At 28.2% G+C, this 26,517-nt stretch carries 18 protein-coding genes; 14 read left to right on the plus strand and 4 right to left on the minus strand.

The window, feature by feature from the left end:
* Nucleotides 1–60: 60 nt before the first annotated feature.
* The 9 genes from CLSA_RS08775 to CLSA_RS08815 all read left to right on the plus strand — a co-directional run bounded on the left by CLSA_RS08775 (nucleotide 61) and on the right by CLSA_RS08815 (nucleotide 12,844).
* Nucleotides 61–1,224, plus strand: a complete 1,164-nt coding sequence (locus tag CLSA_RS08775) for a class I SAM-dependent methyltransferase (protein WP_022745519.1) — start codon at nucleotides 61–63, stop codon at nucleotides 1,222–1,224.
* Between the two features lie 423 nt (nucleotides 1,225–1,647).
* Nucleotides 1,648–4,614, plus strand: a complete 2,967-nt coding sequence (locus CLSA_RS08780) for a sigma 54-interacting transcriptional regulator (protein WP_022745522.1) — start codon at nucleotides 1,648–1,650, stop codon at nucleotides 4,612–4,614.
* Between the two features lie 510 nt (nucleotides 4,615–5,124).
* On the plus strand, nucleotides 5,125–5,601 hold the full coding sequence (locus tag CLSA_RS08785) for a PTS sugar transporter subunit IIA (RefSeq protein ID WP_022745523.1): 477 nt from the start codon (nucleotides 5,125–5,127) through the stop codon (nucleotides 5,599–5,601).
* A gap of 117 nt (nucleotides 5,602–5,718) precedes the next feature.
* Complete coding sequence (locus CLSA_RS08790; RefSeq protein ID WP_022745525.1) at nucleotides 5,719–6,003, plus strand: PTS sugar transporter subunit IIB; 285 nt, start codon at nucleotides 5,719–5,721, stop codon at nucleotides 6,001–6,003.
* Nucleotides 6,004–6,151: 148 nt separating this feature from the next.
* The gene (locus CLSA_RS08795) at nucleotides 6,152–7,426 is read left to right on the plus strand and encodes a PTS galactitol transporter subunit IIC (RefSeq protein ID WP_022745530.1); all 1,275 of its coding nucleotides are present in this window, start codon (nucleotides 6,152–6,154) and stop codon (nucleotides 7,424–7,426) included.
* Between the two features lie 230 nt (nucleotides 7,427–7,656).
* On the plus strand, nucleotides 7,657–9,024 hold the full coding sequence (locus CLSA_RS08800; protein WP_022745536.1) for a sn-glycerol-1-phosphate dehydrogenase: 1,368 nt from the start codon (nucleotides 7,657–7,659) through the stop codon (nucleotides 9,022–9,024).
* 30 nt (nucleotides 9,025–9,054) lie between these two features.
* Nucleotides 9,055–9,855, plus strand: coding sequence for an HAD-IIA family hydrolase (locus tag CLSA_RS08805; protein ID WP_022745537.1), 801 nt, complete (start codon nucleotides 9,055–9,057; stop codon nucleotides 9,853–9,855).
* A 140-nt stretch (nucleotides 9,856–9,995) separates the two neighbouring features.
* The gene (locus CLSA_RS08810) at nucleotides 9,996–11,039 is read left to right on the plus strand and encodes a glycerol-3-phosphate dehydrogenase (RefSeq protein ID WP_022745540.1); all 1,044 of its coding nucleotides are present in this window, start codon (nucleotides 9,996–9,998) and stop codon (nucleotides 11,037–11,039) included.
* 341 nt (nucleotides 11,040–11,380) lie between these two features.
* Complete coding sequence (locus tag CLSA_RS08815; RefSeq protein WP_022745541.1) at nucleotides 11,381–12,844, plus strand: MDR family MFS transporter; 1,464 nt, start codon at nucleotides 11,381–11,383, stop codon at nucleotides 12,842–12,844.
* A gap of 288 nt (nucleotides 12,845–13,132) precedes the next feature.
* Here the strand turns inward: CLSA_RS08815 and CLSA_RS08820 are convergent, their stop codons facing one another.
* Nucleotides 13,133–13,765, minus strand: a complete 633-nt coding sequence (locus CLSA_RS08820) for a DUF975 family protein (RefSeq protein ID WP_022745545.1) — start codon at nucleotides 13,763–13,765, stop codon at nucleotides 13,133–13,135.
* Between the two features lie 556 nt (nucleotides 13,766–14,321).
* On the opposite strand from CLSA_RS08820, the gene CLSA_RS08825 reads away from it, so the two are divergent.
* The 4 genes from CLSA_RS08825 (at nucleotide 14,322) to CLSA_RS08840 (ending at nucleotide 19,970) form a co-directional block, all read left to right on the plus strand.
* The gene (locus CLSA_RS08825; protein ID WP_022745547.1) at nucleotides 14,322–16,313 is read left to right on the plus strand and encodes a methyl-accepting chemotaxis protein; all 1,992 of its coding nucleotides are present in this window, start codon (nucleotides 14,322–14,324) and stop codon (nucleotides 16,311–16,313) included.
* A 21-nt stretch (nucleotides 16,314–16,334) separates the two neighbouring features.
* Nucleotides 16,335–17,312: a sugar ABC transporter substrate-binding protein gene (locus tag CLSA_RS08830; RefSeq protein WP_022745548.1), complete on the plus strand. Its 978-nt coding sequence runs from the start codon at nucleotides 16,335–16,337 to the stop codon at nucleotides 17,310–17,312.
* A 676-nt stretch (nucleotides 17,313–17,988) separates the two neighbouring features.
* Nucleotides 17,989–19,485 carry a glutamate/gamma-aminobutyrate family transporter YjeM gene (yjeM, locus tag CLSA_RS08835; RefSeq protein WP_022745549.1) on the plus strand — a complete coding sequence of 499 codons (1,497 nt, stop codon included), beginning with the start codon at nucleotides 17,989–17,991 and terminating at the stop codon, nucleotides 19,483–19,485.
* 236 nt (nucleotides 19,486–19,721) lie between these two features.
* The gene (locus CLSA_RS08840) at nucleotides 19,722–19,970 is read left to right on the plus strand and encodes a CPF_0552 family protein (RefSeq protein ID WP_022745550.1); all 249 of its coding nucleotides are present in this window, start codon (nucleotides 19,722–19,724) and stop codon (nucleotides 19,968–19,970) included.
* Between the two features lie 152 nt (nucleotides 19,971–20,122).
* Here CLSA_RS08840 and CLSA_RS08845 read toward each other — a convergent pair whose 3' ends face one another.
* The gene (locus CLSA_RS08845; protein ID WP_022745551.1) at nucleotides 20,123–21,850 is read right to left on the minus strand and encodes a methyl-accepting chemotaxis protein; all 1,728 of its coding nucleotides are present in this window, start codon (nucleotides 21,848–21,850) and stop codon (nucleotides 20,123–20,125) included.
* Between the two features lie 492 nt (nucleotides 21,851–22,342).
* Nucleotides 22,343–23,092, minus strand: coding sequence for an NADPH-dependent oxidoreductase (locus CLSA_RS08850; RefSeq protein WP_022745552.1), 750 nt, complete (start codon nucleotides 23,090–23,092; stop codon nucleotides 22,343–22,345).
* 722 nt (nucleotides 23,093–23,814) lie between these two features.
* On the opposite strand from CLSA_RS08850, the gene CLSA_RS08855 reads away from it, so the two are divergent.
* The gene (locus CLSA_RS08855; RefSeq protein ID WP_022745554.1) at nucleotides 23,815–25,530 is read left to right on the plus strand and encodes a methyl-accepting chemotaxis protein; all 1,716 of its coding nucleotides are present in this window, start codon (nucleotides 23,815–23,817) and stop codon (nucleotides 25,528–25,530) included.
* 609 nt (nucleotides 25,531–26,139) lie between these two features.
* Here CLSA_RS08855 and CLSA_RS08860 read toward each other — a convergent pair.
* Entirely contained in the window at nucleotides 26,140–26,478 is a 339-nt protein-coding gene (locus tag CLSA_RS08860) for a pyridoxamine 5'-phosphate oxidase family protein (RefSeq protein ID WP_236903322.1), read from the minus strand.
* Nucleotides 26,479–26,517: the final 39 nt, after the last annotated feature.

Genomic DNA, 26,517 nt, shown 5'->3' on the forward strand with positions numbered 1-26,517 from the left:
TAATGATATTATTGTATATGCCCAATTAATTTTTAAATAACTAGTAAGGTGTGTTGAACGATGGAAGATTTAAGAAAAGCAATTGATGAAATAATAAAAGAAGATATTATAAAATTAGTAATTAGCAATAAGATTAATAAAGATGTTGAATATAATAAAATTACATTTATATATAAAGAAAATAATAATAAAAAATATTATCAAATAGAAAAATACACAGATAAGCAAGTGTTTCATGAAAATATAGATGTTAATCTTTTAGAAGAGAAAGTTTTAGAGTATGTATCATCAAGCTATAAACAGATTTCAGCTTGGTCAAATGCAACTAATTTTGATGTGAAAATATCTAAAAAAGGTAAGGTTTTATTAAGTAAGAAGAAAAGTGATAATGTAAAACTTGTTAATAAAAGTCACAATAAAGAAAAGAATTATATTTTAAAGGAAGGTATGATTATTCAGCCTCTTATTGACCTTGGAGTTTTTACAAAAGAAGGTAAAGTGGTTAATTCAAAATATGATAAATATAAGCAGATAAATAGATTTGTGGAAATTATTGATGATGAAATTAAGAAAAATGATTACAAGGAACTTACGATTTTAGATTTTGGATGTGGAAAATCTTATTTAACATTTGTTTTATATTATTATTTTGTAGAAATTAAAAAAATCAATGTAAAAATGATAGGCTTAGATCTTAAAGCTGATGTTATAAAAAAATGTAATGATATAGCTAAACGCTATAATTATGAAAATTTATCATTTGAACTTGGGGATATAAATGGATTTAAGTATAATAACAAAGTTGATATGGTAATAACATTACATGCATGTGATACTGCTACAGATTATGCTTTATATAATGCAATAAAATGGAATACTAAAATGATTTTCTCTGTGCCTTGCTGTCAACATGAATTTAATCATCAAATGAAAGCAGAGTCATTATCAATATTAACAAGATATGGAATAATTCAAGAAAGAGTCGCAGCTCTTATGACAGATTCAGTTCGTGCAAATCTTTTAGAAAGCGTAGGATATAAAACTCAACTTTTAGAATTTATAGATATAGCACATTCGCCTAAAAATATATTGATCAGAGCATCAAAATTCAAGGTCTCTAAGGAAAAAAGGGAGAAATCTTTATGTGAAGTTGAAGATTTAATGAAGCAATTTAATTTTAGTCCAACATTATATAATTTATTAAAAGAAGATAAATTAATATAAAGGATACAGTTTAACTACTGTTTATCTGTTTATATTATAGCTTAAAGTTAAGCTAAAAAAGTACAAATTTTTCTGAAATTAATTTTTAAACCTACAACAATCAAAATTTTAAATTGTTGTAGGTTATTTTATTTTGTTGACATTTATATTTATAAGAAAGGTAGTGAAAAAATATGTTTATTTATAAATGAGATATGTTATACACATGAAGAAAATATTAGAAAAATAAATCATTTAACGTTATGTAAAATTTAGGGAAAAGCTTTATAATATAATTGTAGTTTCATTAATAAAAATTACAATTAAGTAAACGATTAATTTATTTTTATATATAGCAAAATATAAAATTGCTTATCATTATACATGTAAATTAGATGGCTGCAGAAAAATGGAATTAATCAATTATTATGAGGGGGAAGAATTTTGCTTGAAGATAAAATATTGAAACTAATTGAAAATGAGGACAAAAGAAATCCATTAACTGATAGTGAGATTGCTAAATTAGTAAATACAACTAGAGAATATATTACTCAATTTAGAACAGAGAAGAATATAAACAATTCTCGCCAAAGAAAAGAAAAAATTTTATATGAGGATATAAAGAAATTAATTATTGGGGATAAAAATATTTCAGATAGGTATTTATGTAAAAAATTATCTCTTCTTGGATATGATATTTCTCGATATTCTGCATCACAGATTAAAAAAAATATAATTAAAAAAATGTTCCCAATGAATGTAGAGACAGTTGAAAGTGCATCTGAAAATTTAACAGAAGTTAAACCTTTGATAAATAAGAATGTAAAAGAAATAAAAAACAAAGAAATCGTGAGTCCAGTTAATAAAGAAAATAATGAAAAGAAGAATTACTTAAGAAAAATTATAGGATATCATGGCTCATTAAAAAATGCTATTAGTCAAGCTGAGGCAGCAGTGCTATATCCTCCACATGGACTTCATACGCTTTTACTCGGGCCATCAGGTGTTGGGAAAAGTTTTTTTGCTGAATCTATGTACAAGTTCGCAATTAGTTCTTCACATTTTGGAAAAAATGCACCATTTATAATATTTAACTGTGCTGATTACTCAGAAAATCCACAATTACTTCTTTCTCAACTATTCGGCTATAGTAAAGGTGCTTTTACTGGAGCTAATACGGACAAAGTTGGTTTGGTGGAGAAAGCAAATAATGGAGTATTATTTTTGGATGAAGTCCATAGATTGCCAAGTGAAGGACAAGAAATACTGTTTTACTTGTTAGATAAGGGAAAGTACAGAAGACTTGGTGAAACTGAAAATAGCAGAATAGCTAATGTAATGATAATTGCAGCAACTACAGAAGATCCAAAATCGGCTTTATTGTTAACATTTAGAAGAAGAATACCAATGATAATTGAACTTCCATCTATTAATAATAGGTCAATTAATGAAAGATATATACTAATTAAAAACTTCTTTTCACAAGAATCATATAGAGTTGGAAAAGAAATTACTGTGCGTTATGAGGTTATTAGATCATTATTATTATACAATTGCCCAGGAAATATAGGACAATTAAGAAGTGATATACAAGTTGCGTGTGCAAGAGGCTTTTTTAATTCATTAAGTCATAATTCAAGTGATGTTGTTATTGATATTAAAGATTTACCTGATCATGTGCCATTAGGAATATTGAGTGTTGAGGATAGAGGGGGAGTCTCAGAAGATATTATTAATGAAGATTTAGTTATTAATCCTAATGATGCTGTTACTGAGGAATTAAAAGATGACAGATATATGCTGCCTGATAGGATATATAATAATATAGAAGAAAAATACTATAAACTTGAAAAGCAAGGACTAAGTAAAGATCAAATTAATAAAATAATATGGAGCAAAATGGAGTTTAACTTAAATAAATTTGCAAAGAATATAGAAACAAACGTATTTTTCCCTAAAGAAGAATTGAAAAATATAATAGATGAAAAAATATTAAATGTGGTTGAAAATGTAACTAATATTGCTAAACAATATATAGAAAATATTCAAGAAAATTTTTATTATTGTATAGCAATGCACTTAAATTCAACCTATGAAAGATTAAAACAGGGAAGGATAATAAAGAATCCTGAATCAGACTATATTAAAAAGCAATATTATAATGAGTATAGAATCGCAAAACTATTAACTAAGGAAATAAACAAAAGTTTAAATATTGAACTTCCCGAAGATGAAATAGGATTTATTGCTATGTATTTAAAAACTTTTTCAAGCACGGATCAAAATGTAAGAAGAGTGGCTGTTATTGTATTAAGTCATGGACATGTTGCCTGTGGTATGGCTGATGTTGCTAATACGCTGTTAGGTACAAATCTTGCCGTTGGGATAGAGATGTCACTTGATGAAAGTCCTAGAAGTCTACTTAAAAGAACCATAGAGGTTGTAAAGAAAGTGCATGAAGGTAAGGGATGCTTGTTATTAGTAGACATGGGTTCTTTAGTTACATTTGGAGAAATAATTACTAAAGAAACAGGAGTTCCAACAAGAGTTATTGGCAGAGTTGACACAGTAATGGTACTTGAGGCTGTGAGAAGGGCATTAATTGCAAATAGTAATCTTTATGAAATTGCTAAAGCACTTGATGGTGATAAAGTCTATGTTGGAAAAGTACAAGGTGTAAAGAAATATATTAAAACTATAATTACAATATGCATAACTGGTGAAGGAACTGCTTTAAAGATAAAAAAATATCTTGAAGATATTTTTAGTAATTCAAATATGAGTTTAAATATCATACCAATTGGAATTATGAATAGAAAGAGTGCTCAAAATGAAATAATTAATATAAGTAAAGAAAATAATATAGCTGCAATTGTTGGGACAATTGATCCTGAATTAGAAACTATTCCTTTTATATCTTTTCAAGATATTTTGAAAGAATCAGGTAAATTAAGATTAAAAGATTTACTGGGCGTAGAAAGTGTAAATCCTTTGATAAGTGTAATTGATGAGGAACTTATACAGATTAGAGATGATATATTTGTTAAAAGTGATTTAATAGATGAAATGTGTAAATTGTTGATTACAAAAGGGAAAGTTAAGGAAGGCTATACAATGAGTGTATATAAGAGAGAAATGATGGGGGGAACTCTTTTGGAGGGGATTTTTGGTATACCACATGGTTTGTCAGAGTTTGTAGAGCAACCATCATTAGCTATTTTTAAATTAAATAATCCTATTTTATGGGACTATGATTGTAAGGTTGATGTTGTAATTATGTTAGCATTAAAAGAGAGTGATGTAAAAATAGTTGAAAAATTATTTGATACTATATCAAGGGCAGAAGTAATTGATAGATTAAAACATGCAGATTCATCTAAAGAGATTTCAGATATATTGTTAAAAATGTAATTACTATTATTAATAAGGCACATTCAAAAAAATAACAAATCCATCTGCCAAGCCTATTTTTCATCATGCTTCGTTAGCAGATTCCTCTAATAGTCCACTATGAGACAAATCTGCTTCCTTGCCTTATGAAAAATAATCATGGCATTTTGGACTTGTTATTTTCTTTCATGTGCCTAAAAAGGTAGAAAATAAGATTCTACCTTTTTATTTTGATTGTGTCTTAATACTTTTTCAACATAGCTTTGGCATGACAATTGCTATGTTAATATTACGAGAGTGTAATTGGCAGATGGAAATGTATAGAAGTTTTATAATTAAAAATTTAAATAATTTTTAGAAGAGATTTTAGCAATGAATTACTATTGAGACTAAATGAGCTGAATATATTTTTAGAAAGCATATTGTTACTTTTTCAACATGGTTTTGGCATGAAAATTGCTTTGAAAATATGATGAAGATGTAATTATAGATTAAGACTTATAAAAGATTTACAAAAAAGGAGGAAGTTTTATGATTAGAAGTATTAAAGAATTTTTAAGAAGAGATTTAGTAGTAAATAACCTTGAAGCTAAATCAGCTGTAGATGTATTTAAGAAAATATCTCCAATATTATTAGAGGCAGGTTTTGTAGAAGATTCCTTTTTAAATGGGTTAGTAAAGAGAGAAAATAAATTTCCTACAGGTTTATTACTAGGAAAATATAATGTTGCAATACCTCATACTGATGCTATTCATGTTAAAAAACCAGCTATAGCTATTACAACACTAAAAAATCCAGTGAAATTTAATTGTATGGATGGAAATGGTGATGTGGATGTTAATATAGTATTTACTATGGCCTTAAATGAACCTCACAGCCAGATATTGATGTTGCAGCAATTAATGTGTTTAATTCAGAATGAATCAATCTTAGAAAATATGATTAAAGCAAAAGATAGTGATGAAGTGTATGATATCGTTTCGAATTTTAACTATGATTGCGAATAAATATAGAGCAATTATCAGGAGTGTTTGATTGATAATGATTTTTAGGCTTTTGCAAGTCTTTAAATAAAAGATTATGAATTATGACAAGATTATAGAATTTTAGTTAGGAGGTAAAAAATGGACAAACAAAAAGTAATATTAGTAGCTTGTGGAACAGGAATAGCAACATCAACAGTTGTGTGTAAAAGGGTGGAGAAGTTAGTTGCAGATCATGGTATTAATGCTCGAATTATACAATGTAAGATTGCAGAGGTAGTAGGTTATGAAGATCAAGCTGATCTGTTAGTGACTACTACAATTTCATCTAGAAATTATAAAATTCCTGTGATTAAAGCAGTGAATTATTTAACTAACATTAATACAGATAAAGTTGACCAAGCAATTATCGAAGCTTTGAAGTGAAAAATATAGGCCTATTTAAAGGGCCTATATAAAAAGTTAATTGGACTATTAATTATTATAAAAATATATATTTTAAGCTTATGATGGCAACAGGTTAATTAAGATTTGTGAAAGTATATAAAAATTTATATTATGAGGGGGAAATACAATGTTATTAGATGTAGTACAGTACATTTTAAACTTAGGACCTACAGTTATGCTGCCATTAACAATTACTATTATTGGTATGATATTTGGACAAGGATTTAAAAAAGCATTTAGGTCAGGTATTACAATCGGTATCGGATTTGTTGGTATAAATTTGGTCATTGGATTACTTACAACGAACCTTGGTGGAGCTGCACAACAAATGGTTACTAGATATGGATTACATCTGAATATAATAGATGTGGGTTGGCCAGCGGCTGCTGCAATCAGCTGGGCGTCTCCTATAGCAGCAATAATGATTCCAATAGCTATGTTCGTAAATTTAGTAATGTTAGTCTTAAAGGCAACAAATGTAGTTGATATTGATATATGGAATTATTGGCACTTTACTGCAGCTGGTGCAACTGTTTATGTATTAACTAGTGGTAATTGGTTACTTGCTATTTTAGCTGGTATTTTGTACGAAGTTGCTGTTCTTAAAATTGCTGATAAAACAGCTCCTATGGTTCAAGATTTTTTTGGGCTTGAGGGAGTAGCTTTACCAACTGGTTCAACTGCAGCTTGCGGTCTTATAGGTATTCCTATTGTTAAAGTTGTAAGAAAAATCCCTGGAATTAAAAGTTTAAAGGCTGATCCTGAAACAATTCAAAAAAGATTTGGTGTTTTTGGAGAGCCTATGATGATGGGACTTGTTCTTGGTATTATACTTGGAATTCTTGCTGGTTATGGTGTAGATAAAATTTTACAGATAGGTGTGTCAATGGCTGGTGTTATGTTCTTAATGCCTAGAATGGTTAGAATACTTATGGAAGGCTTAATTCCTGTTTCAGAATCAGTTAGAGAATTTTTGCAGAAGAAGAACTTTGGTAAGGATAGAAATCTTACAATTGGATTAGATGCAGCAGTTGCAGTTGGACATCCGGCAGTTATTGCAACTGCACTTGTATTAGTTCCTATTACATTATTTTTAGCAGTAATATTACCAGGAAATCAAGTTTTACCATTTGGTGATTTAGCTACAATATGTTTTTATGTTGCATTTATAGTTGGTGCAGCAAAAGGTAATATAGTTCACTCAGTTATAGCAGGTACAGTGGTTATGGCATTAGCACTATTAATGGCAACTAATATTGCTAGTTTCCATACTCAAATAGCGACAATGGCTAAGTTTACAATGCCAGATGGAGCATCAACTATTTCAAGTTTGGATATGGGTGGTAATTTCTTAAATTGGATAGTAATAAAGATATTCCAAGTATTAACAGGAAATTTTTAAAATTAATTAGTTTGAATTGCTAGAGAGTACTTAATTGTACTCTTTAACCTAATTAGATATTTATATAGATTGCGGAAGCTAGTTAAAAAGTTTAGAGGCAATTATGTAATTACAGACAGGATGTAAATTTAAATTGAACCTCTTGTTTATATATGTTTGTAGAGTATTTGGATTAGGAACTTTCAGCTGACATATTGTTAAATACTATAAGGAAAGGATGATGTTTGTTAATGAATGTGACAAATTTAAAAGCGGAAGAACTAGTTGGAATGAATTTTGATTGTGAATGCGGAAAAACACATAATGTAGAAATTAATTCTATAAAGATAGGAAGCAACATAATAGAGCAACTTCCAGAGTTACTTAATGAATTTAAAAATAAAAAAATATTAATTGTTGAAGATGTTCACACATATGTTGTGGCTGGAAAAAAGGTAGAAGGGATATTAAGTAATGAATTTTCTTTAAAGAAATATGTGTTTCCACAGGAACACTTGTTGCCAGATGTATATGCTCTTGGAAGAGTGCTTATGGAGACAGAAGAGGATACAGCACTTATACTTGCCATAGGTTCAGGGGTTATAAATGACATTTGTAGATATGTGGCTTATAAGGTACATATACCTTATGCCATAGTATGTACTGCACCATCAATGGATGGTTATGCATCGGTAGTATCTCCTTTAATCACAGATGGATTTAAAGAATCTCATAAAGCTATATATCCTTATGGAATATACGCAGATATTGAGATTATGAAGAATGCTCCAATGTATTTACTTTGTTCAGGACTTGGCGATGTATTAGGTAAATATATTGCATTGGCAGATTGGTCAATTTCAAATCTTTTAACAGGAGAATATTATTGTAATACAATTACTGAAATGGTTCAAGCTGCTGTGGATAGATGTGTTGCAGCTGCGCCAAGGATTCCTGAAAGAAATTCTGAAGTTGTAAAAAATATAACAGATGCATTAGTTTTATCGGGAATAACTATAGGGATGGCAGGAGCATCGCGACCAGCATCGGGTTCTGAACATCATATTGCCCATGGATGGGAGATAATGTTTCATACAATGAATAGTGGAGAAAAATGGGTACATGGAAACTTTGTTGGAGTGGGTACAGTGGTTATGGCTATGGTATTTGAAACATTAAAAGATATAGATATTGAAAGTGTGATATCTGAGAGAAAATTTAGGTATTATGATATGAATAAATGGGCAAAAAATATTGAAAGTGTGTTTGGAAGGGTTGCTAATAATGTAATTAATTATAAGATGGATGCAATTGAGTTAAATCCAGATAAGAGACAGCAAAATGCAGAAAAAATAGCAAGAATCTGGAATGATATTCTTAATATTGCAAATACTACAGTGCCAAGTTCTGAGCATATTAAAAAAATCTTAAAAGATAGTGGATGTGTATATCATCCTGCAGAACTTGGAATTAACAAAAATCTATTTATTAAAACATTCATTGCTGCAAAGGATATAAGAACAAGGTATGGTGTTGTGCATTTAATTGATGATCTTGGATTAACAGAGAAAACTGCTAATTTAATTGCTGACAAATTATATAAAGTCACTGATGAGTAAGCAGTTATATGTTTTTATGTGGAGGTAAAAATGAATCAGTTAAAAGATATTAAATGTTTTCTATTAGATATGGATGGGACTTTTTATCTTGGAAATAGACTTATTGATGGAGCTTTAGAATTTTTAGATATCTTAAAAAGTCAGAAAAAGAAGTTTATATTTTTGACAAATAACTCTTCTAAAAATAAATCAACTTATAAGCAAAAACTTTCATCACTTGGCTGCAACATTGATGAAGAACAAGTTTATACATCTGGTGAAGCTACTATATGGTATATCAAGAAAAACTGCATAGGTAATAGGATATATCTAATGGGTACAGAACTACTTATGAAAGAATTCGAAAATGCAGGATTTATCCTTGTTAAGGACAAGAATGACAAGCCAGATTATGTAGTTCTTGGATTTGATACTACTTTAACATATGAAAAAATATTGACAGGATGTGATTATATAAGGGATGGAGTTCCATTTATAGCTACTCATCCAGATTTTAATTGTCCTATTGAAGATAACAAATATATGCCGGATACTGGATCTATGATAAAAATGTTTGAAGCATCCACTGGTGTTTCTCCTGTGGTTATTGGTAAGCCAAATGGATATATAGTTGAGGCTATTATGGAAAAGTATGATCTTAAAAAAGAAGAAGTAGCAATTGTAGGAGATAGACTTTATACAGATATAAAAGCAGGAGTAAATGGAGGAATAACTAGCATTCTTGTATTAAGTGGTGAGACATCAGAAGAGATGTATAAAAAATCTGATATACATGCAGATTATGTATTTTCATCAATAAAATATATTGGTGAAGTATTGAAACAATTATAGAAGAAACGTGTTTTAATCTTTATATTTATTAAAAAAGTAGGAAAAATTTATTAAAAATTAATGAGGTGTAATAAAAATTAAAATCAGTCTAAATTTTAATATATATAAATTATTTAATATTTAAATTGGGAGGTAATACTATGAGCATTATAACAATTATCGGAGCAGGGCAGATGGCATCTGCATTATCTTTTCCAGCAACAGGAAATAACAATAAAGTAAGACTTGTTGGTACTCCTCTAGATAGAAACATTATTGATACAGCAAAGGATACAGGTTTTCATTCTACATTAAAACGTCAATTGCCTAAAACAGGAATCGAGTACTATCAAATTGAAGATGTAAATAAAGCATTAGACGGAGCTGATGTTGCAATTTGTGGAGTGAGCAGTTTTGGTGTTGATTGGTTCGCAGATAACATATTACCTATCATACCTGAAGATATTCCTCTACTTTCAATAACAAAAGGAATGATTACTAAAGAAGATGGTGAAATGATTAATTATCCACAATACTTTTTAAGCAAACTTCCTTGTAATAAAAAACTTTCTATCAATGCTGTTGGTGGACCATGTACAAGTTATGAACTTGCTGATAAGGATAATTCTGAAGTTGTATTTTGTGGAGAGGATATAAACATACTTAGGAATCTTAAGAGTTTATTTGAAACATCATACTATCATATTAGCTTATCTACAGATATTGTAGGTGTTGAATGTGCAGTTGCATTAAAGAATGCTTATGCTTTAGGTGTGTCATTAGCTATTGGATTAGCTATTGGACCTGATGGTTCTGGAAAAGAGCATTATAATTCTCAGGCTGCACTTTTTGGACAAAGTATAAAGGAAGCAAAACACATTCTTAAATTAGTTGGTGCTGGTGAAGAAAATATCATATATTTTGGTGGCGACTTATACGTAACTGTTTTTGGTGGACGTACTCGTCGAATAGGAACTTTATTAGGTCAAGGATTTTCATTTGATGAAGCTATGGAACAATTAAAGGGAGTAACTCTAGAATCAATAATTATTGCTAGTCGTGCTGCAAAGCATATACGCTCCTTAGCATATAAAGGCATTGTTAAACTTAGTGATTTCCCTATGATAATTCATATTGATGATATTATAAATTCAGGTGCTTCAGTTGATATTCCATGGAAAGCATTTGAGTCAGAAAAAATATAAATATAAAATCTTATTTGATTTAATGGACTTACAAAAGAAATTAATTAGATTTTTAATTTGAGATTTTGCATTGTTAAATTAGGGAATATAAATGGGGTTTTATAAAATATTTCACAAAAAAATAAATACTTTTGGAAATTAATTTATAAAAGTATTTATTGTACTGAAACTGTTGGTAAATATGATTTATCAGCAGTTTCTTTATTTAAACAAAGATTTTTGTATTAATAAAATGATAACTAAGTTAATTATTAGGTTGTGTAAATTGTATACTATATATATAATTAAAAAGTCTGCTTAACATAATGTAACCAATGAATTTAATGAGGAAGTGATTAAAAATGGATTCAAGAAAGAGAAACATATTAGTAGCATTAATGGTGGCAATGTTTTTAGGAGCAGTTGAAGGAACTGTTGTTACTACTGCTATTCCAACTATAGTAAAGGATTTGCAGGGATTTGAAATTATTAGTTCAGTTTTTTCAGTATATTTATTAACATGTGCAATTTCTACACCTATATGTGGTAAATTATCAGATTTATACGGGAGAAAAAATGTGCTTTCAATAGGAATAATAATATTTTTAGTTGGAAGTTTTTTATGTGGATTATCACAGAATATGTGTATGTTAATCGGATCACGTGCAATTCAAGGGGTAGGAGCAGGTGCAATATTTACAGTTACATATACAATTGTTGGAGATGTGTTTACATTACAGGAAAGACCAAAAGTTCAAGGAAGCATAAGTACAGTGTGGGGCGTTGCAAGTCTTATAGGTCCATTTTTGGGAGGAATTTTAATTGATACTTTATCTTGGCATTGGATATTTTTCATAAACATTCCTTTTGGTATATTGTCAGTTATACTTATCCAAAGAAACTTAAATGAGAACTTTGAGAAGAAAAAACACAATATAGATTTTGCTGGAATTATTACTTTATCAATAGCAATGAGTGTATTTCTAAATATATTTTTATCAACTGAAAATGTAAGTTTTAATCATAATATATTTATTGGAATATCAGTAATTATAACTATTGTATTACTTGGAGCATTCTATAAAATAGAAAGAAAAGCAAAAGAGCCAATTTTTCCTTTTGATATATTTACTAAAACAAGTACACTTGTAAATTTAATCAGTTTTTTAGCTTCAGCTATATTGATAGGTGCAGATGTTTATCTGCCTATATATATACAAAATGTACTTGGATTTAGTGCTAAGGTATCAGGCTTAGCTTTAGCTCCAATGTCAGTAGCTTGGCTTATAGCTTCTGTACTTTTAGGAAAAGTTATGGTAAAGCTTGGTGGAAAAACAATAATAGTTATATCTAATATTGTTGTACTTATTAGCGCAATATTATTGATTACATTAGGAATAAATTCTTCGATAATGTTAGTTTTAATTTATGTTTTCATAATGGGCTTAGGATTTGGTGGAGCATTTACTATTTTAACTATAATTGTTCAAGAATCTGTAGAATATAAAAATAGAGGTTCGGCAATGGCTGCTAATTCATTGCTTAGAACATTAGGTCAAACAATAGGTGTAAGTGCGTTTGGAAGTATATTTAATATATATATAGTTAAATATTTTGTTCAGCTTGGAATAAACGGAGTAGATCCAAGTAACTTATATAACGTTTCTACACATAATGCAGCGGTTACCAGTGAGCAGATAAAGCTTTCTTTAAGCAGTTCTTTGCATGTTTTGTTTATAATACTTATAGCTATATCAATTATATCCTTAATTTTATCAATAGTGATGCCTAAAATAGCAAGTAATGCTAAAGCATCAGAAGTATAGATAAACAACTTTTAACTAACTTAGACTTATGTGGTGGCAAACCGAAAGAAGCTATATTCTTTTTCTCGGTTGCTATATAAATTAGCTGTGGATTTCTATCAGCAGAAGTTGCCCAATTCCTGCATGCTCCTCAAACAAGTTGAGGACAAGCAAGAACGGAATAACTTCTGCTGAAGAAATACCTACAGCTAATTTATAAATGCAACACTCCGAAAAAGAATACAGCTTCTTTCTAGGTTTGGATCTCTATTTCGGTTAACTATTACATATATTTAAATATTATTGATTCTAACTAACTTTAGATTGATTGTACTTTTCCTTGACATCTAAATAATAGTTAGCTATTGTTACATTCATGTAAGGAATAACCCATAATAATCCAATGCATAGTGGAATAATTCCTAGTATAATCCAACCTAAAAAACTTAATAATAGAATAAAATATTCAATCTTATGTCCTTTCATCATGTTCGCACTTTCTTTTAAGCATTCAATAATTGATTTACTATTATCATCAGCTAAAATAAAAAATGATTGTGAAAACATATATATTAATATAATACCTGGAACTATGAACACAATTAATCCTATCATAACAATTATCATCATTAAAATGTATAATCCTACTGCTTTAAGAACAATTTGAAATCCTGAAAATATATCAGCAAATTCTGGTTCTTTATTTTCATCTGCATAATTTAATGAAAATCTACACAATCCAACGCCTATTGTTACATCAATTATTATTGATATTAAACACATAATAATGCTTAATATTACACTATGACTAACTAACCTTGAAATCAGGTTTATAATAAATGGAATCAAAATACCTGCAACAAAAAATCCACCAACAGCTAGTCCCCATTTTCCTTTCAATTGATTTTTAGCATGACTTTTTAGTTCTGCTCTAGTATTCATAAAAATCCCCCTTAAATTAAAATACCATTGATATTTATGTAATAATTTTAAATATTATTCCATATTTCCATTTTTAATTATCATATTTCATAAGAAATTAAGAAATATGTTACAGATTGTATGGTTAGTAATTAGATTTATTATGTAAGTAATTGAAAAAAGGGAGTCATTTACCTTCATTGATAAATAATTAGGCTCAGGATTTTTAATCGTAGCGGTTGCATTAATCAAAGACAATTTTTTAGTTTAACGAATTAAAAAATTATAGCTATAATTTAAAGCAAAAAACAGTCATAATAAATAAAATATTACAAAAATGTTTTCAAAATGATAAAAAAAATACAATATTAGTAAGGAAAACAATTACAAAAGTTATCTTGTTTGGTATAATTGGATATATCGTGATGAATATGTAGTATTAACTTTTATAATATTTATTTGAAAAACGATGTAAAAATATATATTACAGAATTACTTACTTTTTTGTATATATCATATATTAAGTAGAGTAATATAGTAAAATTAAAAAATAAAGTAAGATAAAAGGGGGATTCTTATGAAAATAAGAGAACTAAAAGGTAGGGGGTCAATTAAAGCAAAGCTTATAGGAATTATTATTCCAATGATGATTGTAATAATATCATTACTCATTACTGTTTCTTATAATAAATCTAAAGGCATCATAACTAAATCGGCTAATGATTTATTAGAAACTTCAAGCAAAAAGCAAGTTGACCAAATTGAAGCATGGTTAAATGAAAATTTAGCATCATTTAAGGCCGTAAAAACGTCTTTAGAAAATACACAATTAAATAACGATCAATTACAAAATTTTTTAAATAAATATTATAATTACAGTGATAATTATCCAGAAGGTTTTTATATAGGTGATGAAGATGGAAATATGTTAAAAGCTAATGGCTCTAAGAAATCTGATAAAAATGTAATTGATTCAGTATGGTATAAAGAGGGATTAACTAGACTTAATATGGAATATGGTTCAGCATATAAAAATGAAGAAGGTAAAAATACTATCAGTGCTTCAGCTATATTAAATGATAAGTCAGGTAAAACAAAGGTTTTATCTACAGATATTTATTTAGATAAAATATCAATAATAGTGAATTCAATGATTGAAATGGATAATGCAGAAGCATTCTTAGTTGATAATAGTGATAAAACAATATTATCACATGGAGATAGCTCATTAATTTCAACTAAATTGGATTCAAACAATAAAGATAAATTTCTTAAGGAAGTTGCAGTGAAACTTGAAAATGGAAAATATGATTCCTGCGAATTAGAAAACAATATGGTTGTTTTTAAAGAAATAGAAGGAACTAATTGGATTCTTGTATCATATGTTCCAACAAAATCTATTTTCTCAGAACTTACTAAACTTCGTACTTTTATGATTGCAATAGCTATTATATCAATAATTCTTTTAACTGTTTTAGTAGAAAGAGTGGTACATGTAGTTATAAAACCAATTAAAGAACTTACTAAGACAATTATGGCAATGACAACTGGTGATTTCACAGTTGATGTAGAAGTAAAGGGAAATGATGAAATCTCTGTTATGCTAAAAAGTGTAAAAGAATTTATAGCGGTTATGCGCAATATGATAAATAAGATTAATGCAGTATCAGGTAAAATGAATGATCAGGCAGATGGAAGTATTGTGATTTCAAAAGAATTATATGATTCATCAAAACTTGAATCTGAATCTATGAAAAATTTAAATGTTACAGTAGATCAATTATCATGTTCAGTAAGTGAAATAGCAGAAAGTACAACAACTTTAGCAACTGTTGTTAGTACTACAAAAGATGATGGAAGTAATGTAAATCAAAAGATGAAAGAAACTATTAGTATTTCAGAAAAAGGACGACAAGACATGGAAAAAGTAAATATAGCTATGGAGAATATAAGAAATTCAATAAGTTCTCTTGAAGAGGCTATAAATAATGTAGGAAAATCTTCAGCTGAAATTACTAATATCGTTAATGTTATAGGAGAAATTTCAGAGCAGACTAATTTATTATCATTAAATGCATCAATAGAAGCTGCAAGAGCAGGGGAAGCAGGGAGAGGTTTTGCAGTTGTAGCAAATGAAATTGGCAAATTAGCTAATACAAGTTCTGAGTCAGTTAAAAATATTTCAGCGCTTGTAAATCAAATAAAAAAACTTGTTTCTGATACCGTAAAGCAATCCCATGAAAGCGCAGATTATATAAATGAAAGCAGTTATTTGATAAGTGGCACTGTAGATACGTTTGATGATATTTTTAATAAGATTAATGGGACAAATAATTTAATTCAAGATATGATTAAAAAAGTTGGACATTTAGATGAGGTTGCAGCAACAGTAGCAGCTATATCAGAAGAACAAGCTGCAAGTTCACAAGAAATTTTAGCAACTTCAGAAGTTATGGTTACTCAATCAAGTAATATTACTAAAAACAGTGAAAAAGTAGCTAATGATGCAAAGGAATTATCAAATACATCTGAAGAACTTAGTAAGCAGATTCAAATGTTTAAGATATAAGCTTTAAGGGGGATTATATTTATGAAGAAGAAAATAGTTATACTATTAACTATAATTATGATGTTTGCTGCTATTTCAGGATGTGCTTCAAAGAGTGGTACGGCATCAAGTAAAAATGTAAAAATTTTATTCTCAATGTCTAATAGTGCAGATAGTTACCGTGGTATGCTTGTGAAAAGTGCAGAAGATTATGCTAAAGGCAAAAATGTGGAATTAAAGGTTATGGATGCAGCAGGTTCTATAGAAGAGCAGGTGTCTCATATGAAAGAAGCAGCTTCAGGCGGATATAGTGCGATAATCTGTGCTCCGGTAAATCCAGATACAACCCTTCAACTTAAGAAGGCTGCCAAAGGAATTCCAATAATTTTTATGAATAGCAAGCCAAGTGAGGAGTTATTAGAAAAAGATAAATATATTTATGTGGCTTCAGATGAATCATTATCTGGAAAGTATCAAGCTGAATATATTACAGATTATTTGAAAAATAAAAATGATCTTAAAGTGGTTTTATTTAAAGGAGAAAGTAATAATTCAGCCACAAAAGAGCGTACAAAATCAGTAAAGGATGCTTTTAAAGAAAAAGGAATAAATGCAAATTATGTTTTTGAAGATTATGCTGATTGGAGTAGACAAGGCACAAAAGACATGTTTAATGTATTTTTATCTACAAATAGAAAATTTGATTGTGTAATTTGCAATAATGATGAAATGGCTTTAGGGGTAATAGATGCATTAAAGGAAAATAAAATAGATCCATCAACAGTTCCCATTGTGGGAATTGATGCAACAGCGGAAGGGTGCAAGGCTATTAGTGAGGGTAGTATGAAATTTACTGTTTTTCAATCAGCACAAGGTCAAAGCAAGAGTGCAGTTGATGCAGCTATTCAATTAGGTTCAGGAGGAACTTTATCTAATGTAGAAAATGTAACACAAGATGGTAAGCATATATGGGTACCATTTGAAAAAGTAGATAAGAATAATGTAAGTAAATATAGTTGAGTAAGGTGTAAATTAGGATTATGCGATAGTTAATGGAAGTCAAATACCTTTGTGTTCTACAGGACTTATGAAAATTTCACTGTAAGGTTTTAAATGTAAGTTGTGTCTATTCAAGCATGTTCACAATATTCATTGTGACAAGCAGTTAATAGAACAACCTTACATTAAGAACTGTAAACAGCTCATTTTCTGATGATTGCTTTACACAAAGGTATTTGATTTCTAGGATATATATGCATTTAAGTTCGGTAAGCATATATATCTATATATAACGCATTAATATATCTACATTACAAATAATTACAGTATTTCAATATAGGCTTAGCAAATTATTAGCAAGCATAGTTTTATACGATATGGGAATAAGTGTTATGCAAAAAATTTTATACGTTAAATATGTGAAAATATATAAATATTTATAGTAAACATCATGGATGAAGGACTTTTTAAGAATATTAAGCATGGAAAATGATTAGAGTAGAGTTTATACATAAAAACAATGTAGTATGCAGAAAATACATTTATAATTAGAAGTTATAATTTTCATAGTAAATATGAATACATACATGATTACTCTATGAAAAAAGCTATATAGGTAATACTTAAAAGTAGAACCTTATATTTTAAGTCAATTTAAGCAAATAAAAACAAACATAAAGATAAAGGGGGAATAAAAATGTCAACAACCTCAAAGACAACAAAAAAATTAACGTTGATACCTTTAGTATTAATGATTTTCACTTCAGTTTATGGTTTTAACAATATTCCAAGATCATTTTATAAGATGGGATATGCTGCTATTCCTTGGTATATATTATCAGGTATAACCTTCTTTGTTCCATTTGCATTGATGGTAGCTGAATTTGGTTCAGCATTCAAAGAGGAGAAAGGTGGAATCTATTCATGGATGGAGAAATCAATTGGACCAAGATTTGCATTTATAGGAACATTCATGTGGTATTTTTCTTATATAACATGGATGGTTAATGTTGCATCAGGTATGTGGGTTCCGGTGTCAAATGCTATATTCGGAAAAGATACTACGCAAACTTGGACTTTATTTGGATTTCAAGGACCACAGGTATTGGGGATTTTCGGGATTTTGTGGATATTACTAGTAACTTATACGTCAACTAAAGGCTTGGATAAGATAAAAAAAGTAACTTCATTAGGAGGAACAGCAGTTTTATTGTTGAATGTATTCCTTTGGATTGGCGCTATAGCAGTGTTTTTGGGGAATAGTGGGAGTTTAGCAGAGCCGATTGTAGGGATAAAATCATTTACTCAAACACCAAACCCTAAATATGCTGGAAATATAATTGCATCTTTAGCATTTGTAGTATATGCTTTATTTGCTTATGGCGGTATAGAAGCTGTGGGTGGATTAGTTGATGAAACTGAAAATCCAGAAAAAACTTTTCCAAAGGGAATTCTTATTTCAGCAGCTATAATATCAGTAGGATATTCATTAGGAATATTACTTATTGGAATATTCACTAACTGGGCAGATGTAATGGGGATTAAGGATGTTAATTTAGGAAATGCCAGTTATATAGTTATGTCAAATTTGGGTTATTCCCTTGGTACGGCATTTGGAGCAAGCGAGGCCACAGCTACAGCTTTAGGGCATGGAGTTGCAAGATTTGTTGGACTTTCAATGTTTCTTGCATTATCAGGTGCATTCTTTACACTGATGTATTCACCATTAAAGCAGATTATTGAAGGTACACCAACTAAATTATGGCCTGGAAAAGTTGGAGAAACCAAAAATGGGTTGCCTATAAATGCGATGTGGATTCAAGCTACTATAGTTTGTGTAATGATAGCATTGGTAGCTTTCGGTGGAAGCTCAATGGCTACATTTTTTAATATACTTGTTTCAATGACTAATGTGGCTATGACATTACCATATTTGTTTATAACTCTTGCATTTCCATATTTTAAGAAGAAAACAGAAATCAAGAAGCCATTTATAGTTTTTAAATCTCATGGAAGTGCAATTTTTTGGACTTGGATAGTTATTCTAACTGTAGGACTTGCCAATTTATTTAGCATAATACAGCCAGCAATAGAAGGTGATATGCAAACAACAATCTGGAGTATAGCTGGACCAATAATTTTTTCAGTAATTGCATGGTTAATGTATAATAGCTATGAAAAGAAAATTAAGTGATGTGCTTAGTATTATAATATAAATTTTAGTTATATTATTAAGATTATCAATAAAGCCATAATAATTTATTAAGTTTAGATTATTATGGTTTTTTATTATTCTTTAGAGTTAAAAGAAAACTACTTGTTAAGCAAGTAATCATAACTTTTACAGGCTTAATTGTATTCATTTAACCATATTTGGATATAATAAATAAATGATTTGATTTAAACCATATAAATAAGGAGGCATAATTTATGGAAACTATAATAATGGCATTAACTATTGATCCCAGGAGTGCACATGCACCACAAGTTCAAACTATTTTAACTAAGTATGGATGTATTATAACAACTAGACTTGGTCTTCACGAAGCTAATAAAAACTCTTGTTCGGAGAAGGGATTGATAATTTTACATATCCATTCTAACATAGATGAAGTAAAAGAATTTGAAAATGAGTTGCTTGATGTTGAAGGTGTTAAAGTAAAATATATGACTTTATAATTAAAATATTTTCTCTGCGTGGAAAAATGCAACTGCAAATATTAAATATGATTATATAAAATGTATTTAATAAAAAATAATATAAATAGTAGATGTTTTGCTTTTTACACAAAACTATCTACTATCAAATAAACACAATATAATAGAATATATTATGATATCTTAAATTTAGAAACAAATTTTGATAAGTTGTCTATGCTATCTTTAATTGAATTGGTTTGATTTTTTATATCTGAAATATTTTCTACTACATTGGAAGTTTTAGATGCTATATTAGAAGTACCTTCAGCACCTTCATTTGTTGATATATTTATTCCTTTTAGTGAAGAGATAATATTTTGCATAAGGATACGTATTTGTGTAGTTGCATCACTAAAATCATTTGATAATTTATAAATATTTTGAGCATCGTTGTTATATGTTTCACCTGTTGCTACCATAGAACTATAGTCTTGCTTAACACGTTTATCCACAAATTCCAATATTTCATTAGAACTTGTAGCAAGATTTTCAACTGAATTTAATACTGTTTGTGTTACATTTTGTATTTCATTTACAGTACTTTCAGAATCTTCAGCAAGTTTTCCTATTTCAGATGCTACTACAGCAAATCCTTTACCGGCATCACCAGCCCTAGCTGCTTCTATTGATGCATTTAAAGCAAGAAGATTTGTTTGAGAAGTGATTTCTAATATAGAATTTGATAGTGTTCTAATTTGTTCAACTGCCTTAGATTGTTCTATGGCATCCCTTAAATTTTTATTAGTACAAGAATAAATTTCATCTGCATTTTTTTGTGAAGAAATTGCATCAGATTTTATTTTATTTGCTCGATTGCTTATATTATCTGATACTGTTTCGCTTTCCTTTGATTTGAAAGCAATAGTTTCAATTGTATTTTGTATTTCAGTTGATATAGCATTCATTTTTTCTGTAGAGGCGGCAGTTTCTTGCATTCCAGCTGAAAGCTGTTCAGTAGTTGCAAAGACATCTTGCATTTCATTTGATAATTTTGACATATTATCATTTGTATTTCTAATCATATTTTTAATATTTGAAGATTCGTTTATTACTGATGCTAAAAGATTTTTAATAGATTTTTGCATTTTATCAGTTGTCTTAAGCATTACACCAATTTCATCCTTAGAATTTAGTAAATGAGGTGGTATTTCTTTAGTAAAATCACCTGTGGCAAGTACTTCAAACCAATTTGTAGCAGAACATAGTGCAGATGTAATAGGTTTTACTATTAAAAATGTAACTAGTATGCCAATGAATATTGCTAGTGCAATAAGTATTAAAAGTATTGTAATTGATTTAGTATTAGCAACTTGTGTTTGTGAATATATATCATCAGTTTTTTTTATATGAGATTTTAGTAATGCATTTGAAATACTACGAAAACCATCTATAAAATCTTTATTACTAATTAAATATTCGTTTATATCTTCAGTTTTAAAGTTTTCAGAAGAAGACATATCTTTTATTTTGTTGCACACATTTTTGTATTTTGGTAAGTTGCTTTCTAGTTTATTAATTTCATCTCTTTCATTATCATCTAACTTTAATTGTTTGTATTGAGAAATATCATTAGTAATACCCTCTATTTTGGAATTCATTTCTTTAATATAATCTTGTTGATTTGATTCATTTCCATTATTTAAAGCTAAGTTTACTAAGTCATATTGGCAGGTTCTTGATTGAATTCGTATATCATCTAGTAAATTTATAGCTTTTATATTATTATCATACATTGCTGATAAATTATCATTTGAGTTTCTAATAAAAGAGTAACCTATAAATCCTATAATGCAGGTAAAAATTAATAGTATAGTTGATAAGAGTGTTACTTTGTGAAATATTTTTATATTTTTTAACATTTGTATATTGCTCCCCTCATTTGTATATATTTATTAATTATAAAAATTAAACTGAATGATTATAAGTTCTATATATCCAATTATAATATTATTAATAAAAAGTGATATATAATTTTATATTCGATTACCATTATTTATAACTTTGTGGTAAAACTATAAAATTATAATAAATATATACATTTTCCATAAGTTTTTCAATAAAATAATTGTCTAAAATAATTGTTTTTAAAATAATTGTAAATAAAAAGCATTTTTTAAATTAAAAAATGCTTTTTATTTACGATTAATTAAATTTTCCACTAAGAAATAAATCAAACATATAATGTTTTACTATGTAGGAATATATAAATTTTGCTGAAGATTTTAAACAGATGATTGTATATACTTTAGTATGATATGATTTATTTAGCATGAAATATTAAAGTAGAACAATTTATATATAGAACTAGAGCTGAGTGAGCATCTTACTCCAAATTATAATTATGTATGATATTATTTATTTGAATGCACATTAAATCCTTGTTTATTTATAACTTCATTAACTTTAGGATAATAAACTGATTGATAAATTTTTGAAGTGAAAGTACTCCAATTTGTTTCTTGTTCAGATCTTCCAATATCATTTAAGTATTTGCTCATCTGTTCATCATAAGTATCTATAGATCTTTCGATAGATGTTGTATTGTAGCATTCATCATGCTTAAAGCTATTAAAAGGAACTCTCGGTTTTTTATGTGACTTATTAGCTGGATAACCAACTACTAATCCAACCATTGGAAAAGTATATTTAGGTAAACCTAGAAGTTCTATAACTTCTTCTGGATTTTTTCTGACTCCACCAATAGGCACTGTACCAAGACCAAGAGATTCAGCAGCAATTACTGAAGCACCTAAAGCTATTCCAGCATCTACAGATCCTACGAGAATACCTTCTATATCTTCGTGAATTACTTGTTTAAAACCAGTTTTTTCACCAGCAAGATAAGTTCTATAAAAATCCATTACAAAAACTAGAAATACTGGAGCTTTTGCAATATAATCCTGATTACCTGCAAGTTCTGCTAATTTTTCTTTTTTGGCTTTATCTCTTATAACTATAACAGTTACTTGCTGCCCATTTATTGAATTAGGCATATCTTGAGCACTTCTTACAATTTCATTAATTAATTCATCTGAAACCTCTTTATCTAAATATTGTCTTATTGATCTATGATTTTTTATTGTATCTATTGTATTATTCATAATTCATCACCTCATAATTATTCTTAATATTTATTTTGTAATTATACCTGAAATTATTATTATGATTTCATAATGTGATGGATGCTATTTTCTCATAATAGGTATTTACATAAATTTTCGCAATTATTGTATTATATTATTTATCTATTAAGGAAATGTACAGGTTAAAATTATAATATGTTATTTCCTTTTTTAGTCACTCTATTATGGTTATAACTAGAATAATTAAATTTATAACAATTTTAATTTTTATTTTGAGATAGTTTATTTTTTTAACATATATGGAAAATGATATTATTTCAATTTAATACAATTTAAATAATAGCAATAATGTTAATTTATTGACAGAAATATTGATAAAATGTATAATTATTTTGTCGATAAAACAATTATCGTGAAGAATGCAACTATATATTTAATAAATTGTTATATGCATATATTACGTTAATAACATTTGTATAATTGAACAATTCATGATATTTTGCAAAAAGTGAATACGATATCAAAAGTGTGTGAAATGAGTGGGGGATAAGACAAATGTTGATATGAAGGATAAACCAAAGAGTAAACATTGATAATAATTGTGTAAATTAAATGATACGTGTATATTGAGTAATTTATGTGGAATATAAGTAAAGTTTAAGAAAGAATCACCGTACTTTTTAGAACAATAATAATTTAATAAAAAATAAAACATATGGCAAATAGGGGGAAATAATAAAATGAAATTTTTTATCAATTTAAGTGTTAGCAAAAAGCTAGTCTCGACATTCTCTATTATTTCTATTTTTATAGTTTTAATAGGAGTTCAGGGGATATTAGGTTCGGCTAAGATAAATGACGCATCACAAGAGATATACAATAATAATTTAATATCAATTAGGAATTTAGAAGAAATTAAGGGGAATATAAATGATATTAAAGCTAATATGCTTAAAATTGTTTTTGAAAGAGATAGATCACAATTGGATGAAGAAATAAATACTATGCAAAACTATAGTGATAAAGATAATGAATTAATGAAAGAATACGATAATTTGGCTACTATAGAAGAAGAACAAAAAAATTATAATGAGTTTAAAGACGATTTGGTAAAATATAGGGATTATAGAGCTAAGGTAGTTGAACGTGCGAAATCTAATGATTATGATGCGGCAGTAACCATTTATAATTCGGATGTTAGTCCACTAAGAATATCTATGCTTGAAAAATTGGATAAGTGTATTGAGATAAATAAGCAAGCTGCTGAAAAAGCAAATTTAGATAGTACTATTCAATACAATAGCATTGTAAGAAATATTATACTTTGTACATCTATAGTATTTTTAATTATAGTTTTTATTGGTTATATATTAGGTAAGAATATTATTAATCCATTAAATAAAATAAAAAAATTTGCACAAAACTTGTCTGAATACGACTTTTCAAATTCAATTGAGATAACAAGAAAGGATGAATTTGGACAAACAGGGATTGCTTTAAATATAGCACAAGAAAATATAACTAGATTAGTTAAAGTTATTATGGAAAACTCTCAAGACATAAGTGCGGCTTCAGAAGAACTTTCGGCAACTATGCAAGCGGTATCACATAAAGCGTTGATTGTAGATAGAGCAGTTAATTCTATTGTTAATGATATGCAAGAGTCAAGCTCAGCATCTGAAGAAATAAGTTCATCTGTTCAAGAAGTAAATTCAAGTATAATTGAACTTTCTTCTAAAGCTGTTGAAGGAACTAATAATTCCAATGAGGGAAAAGAGAGAGCTACAGCAGTTAAAAATAATAGTCAAAGAGCTTTGAATGAAACCTTAAGAATATATTCTGAAAAGCAAATAAAAATGAAAAAAGCTATTGAAGATGGAAAAATAGTTAATAGTATAAAAGTTATGGCAGATACTATTGGAAACATAGCAGAACAAACAGATTTATTAGCATTAAATGCTGCAATAGAGGCAGCTAGAGCAGGAGAATATGGAAAAGGATTTGCAGTTGTAGCAGAAGAGGTGAGAAAACTTTCAGAGCAATCAGAGCAAGCAGTAGTGAATATTCAAGAGACTATTATTAAAGTTCAACAAGCATTTAAAAGTAGTACTGATACAGCAAATGAGATTTTAGAATTTATAAATAGAGACGTATATAAACAATTTGATGATTATAGTGAAACAGGTAAGCAATATTTTAATGATTCAGATTTTGTAAGCAAAATGTCTGAAGAAATTGCTGCTATGTCTGAGGAAATCACTGCTACGGTTGGACAAGTAAGTGAAGCAGTTCAAAGTATGGCAGAGTCATCACTAAAATCTAGTGAAGAAGCAGAAATAATAAAGGAAAGTATGGATGAAACTACACAAGCTATAGAGCAAATAGCAGTAACAGCTGAAAGTCAGGCGGAACTTGCTCAAAAATTAAATGAAATAGTGCAAAAATTCAAGATATAAGAGTGAAAATATTTTATACCCTGATATTAAGAAATTGTTTTAATTTATATTTGTTAATATAGGAGGAGATCGCTTTTATATATAAATAAATTAATTAATTGCATATATGTTGCAATATGATTTATTCATTCTCCAGTGATACGGTACTTAGTTTTAATGTATAATTCAATTTTTAACATATATCATTGATAGTTATTACTAAAGATATATTTAGGTATTAAAATCATATAGAAAATAGGACTTGCTATGATAAAGCAAGTTCTGTTTTTTTGTCATTAATTACAATTTTTTTTTGAAACAATATAGGAATATTTGAATTTAATATATAAATAAATTTTTTATTCAACAAAGGTTTTGTTAGTGGATTGTGAATAGGAGGTTATCCAAACTTATATAAATTTCTTGTATATAATCATCTAGTCAGACCAATCAATAGAAATTGTTATAAAATCAAATATCTCAGAAAAATTATTAATATTTTCAGAAATAATTTTTCATCATAATCTTTTTTTACAGAATTATAAATTAATATATGATTTTTTTGAAAAGTTATCCGTCATGGTCCATTCAGTAGCAGTTCCATGCTTTAATGAAAATACAATAAACTCTTTAAAAAAAATCATTAAATTGTCCACTTTCTTTCCATACATGTAAAAACTTACGAGTAGGATGATTATAAATTTCATTTTTTAAATTATTGTCATCTACAATATTTAGATTTCCATTTATTCTAATTTGAGTTCCATTACAATTAAAACATAATTCAACTTTTGAATTTTTTAATATTTGCTTGTACAATTCCTTGCAGGAAGCTGTGTGAAAGATAATAGCGTTATCATCTGCTTTATATAGTAACATACCTCTTACGCTGGGCTGTCCTTCATCTATAGTACCTAAGAAAAAGACAGGATTACTATTTATTAGTTTATAAATTTCTTCTTTATTCATTTTTAATCCCTCCAAATGCATAAATAATAGTTATTTATT

The sequence above is a fragment of the Clostridium saccharobutylicum DSM 13864 genome (genome assembly GCF_000473995.1).
Classification (GTDB): Bacteria; Bacillota; Clostridia; order Clostridiales; family Clostridiaceae; genus Clostridium; species Clostridium saccharobutylicum.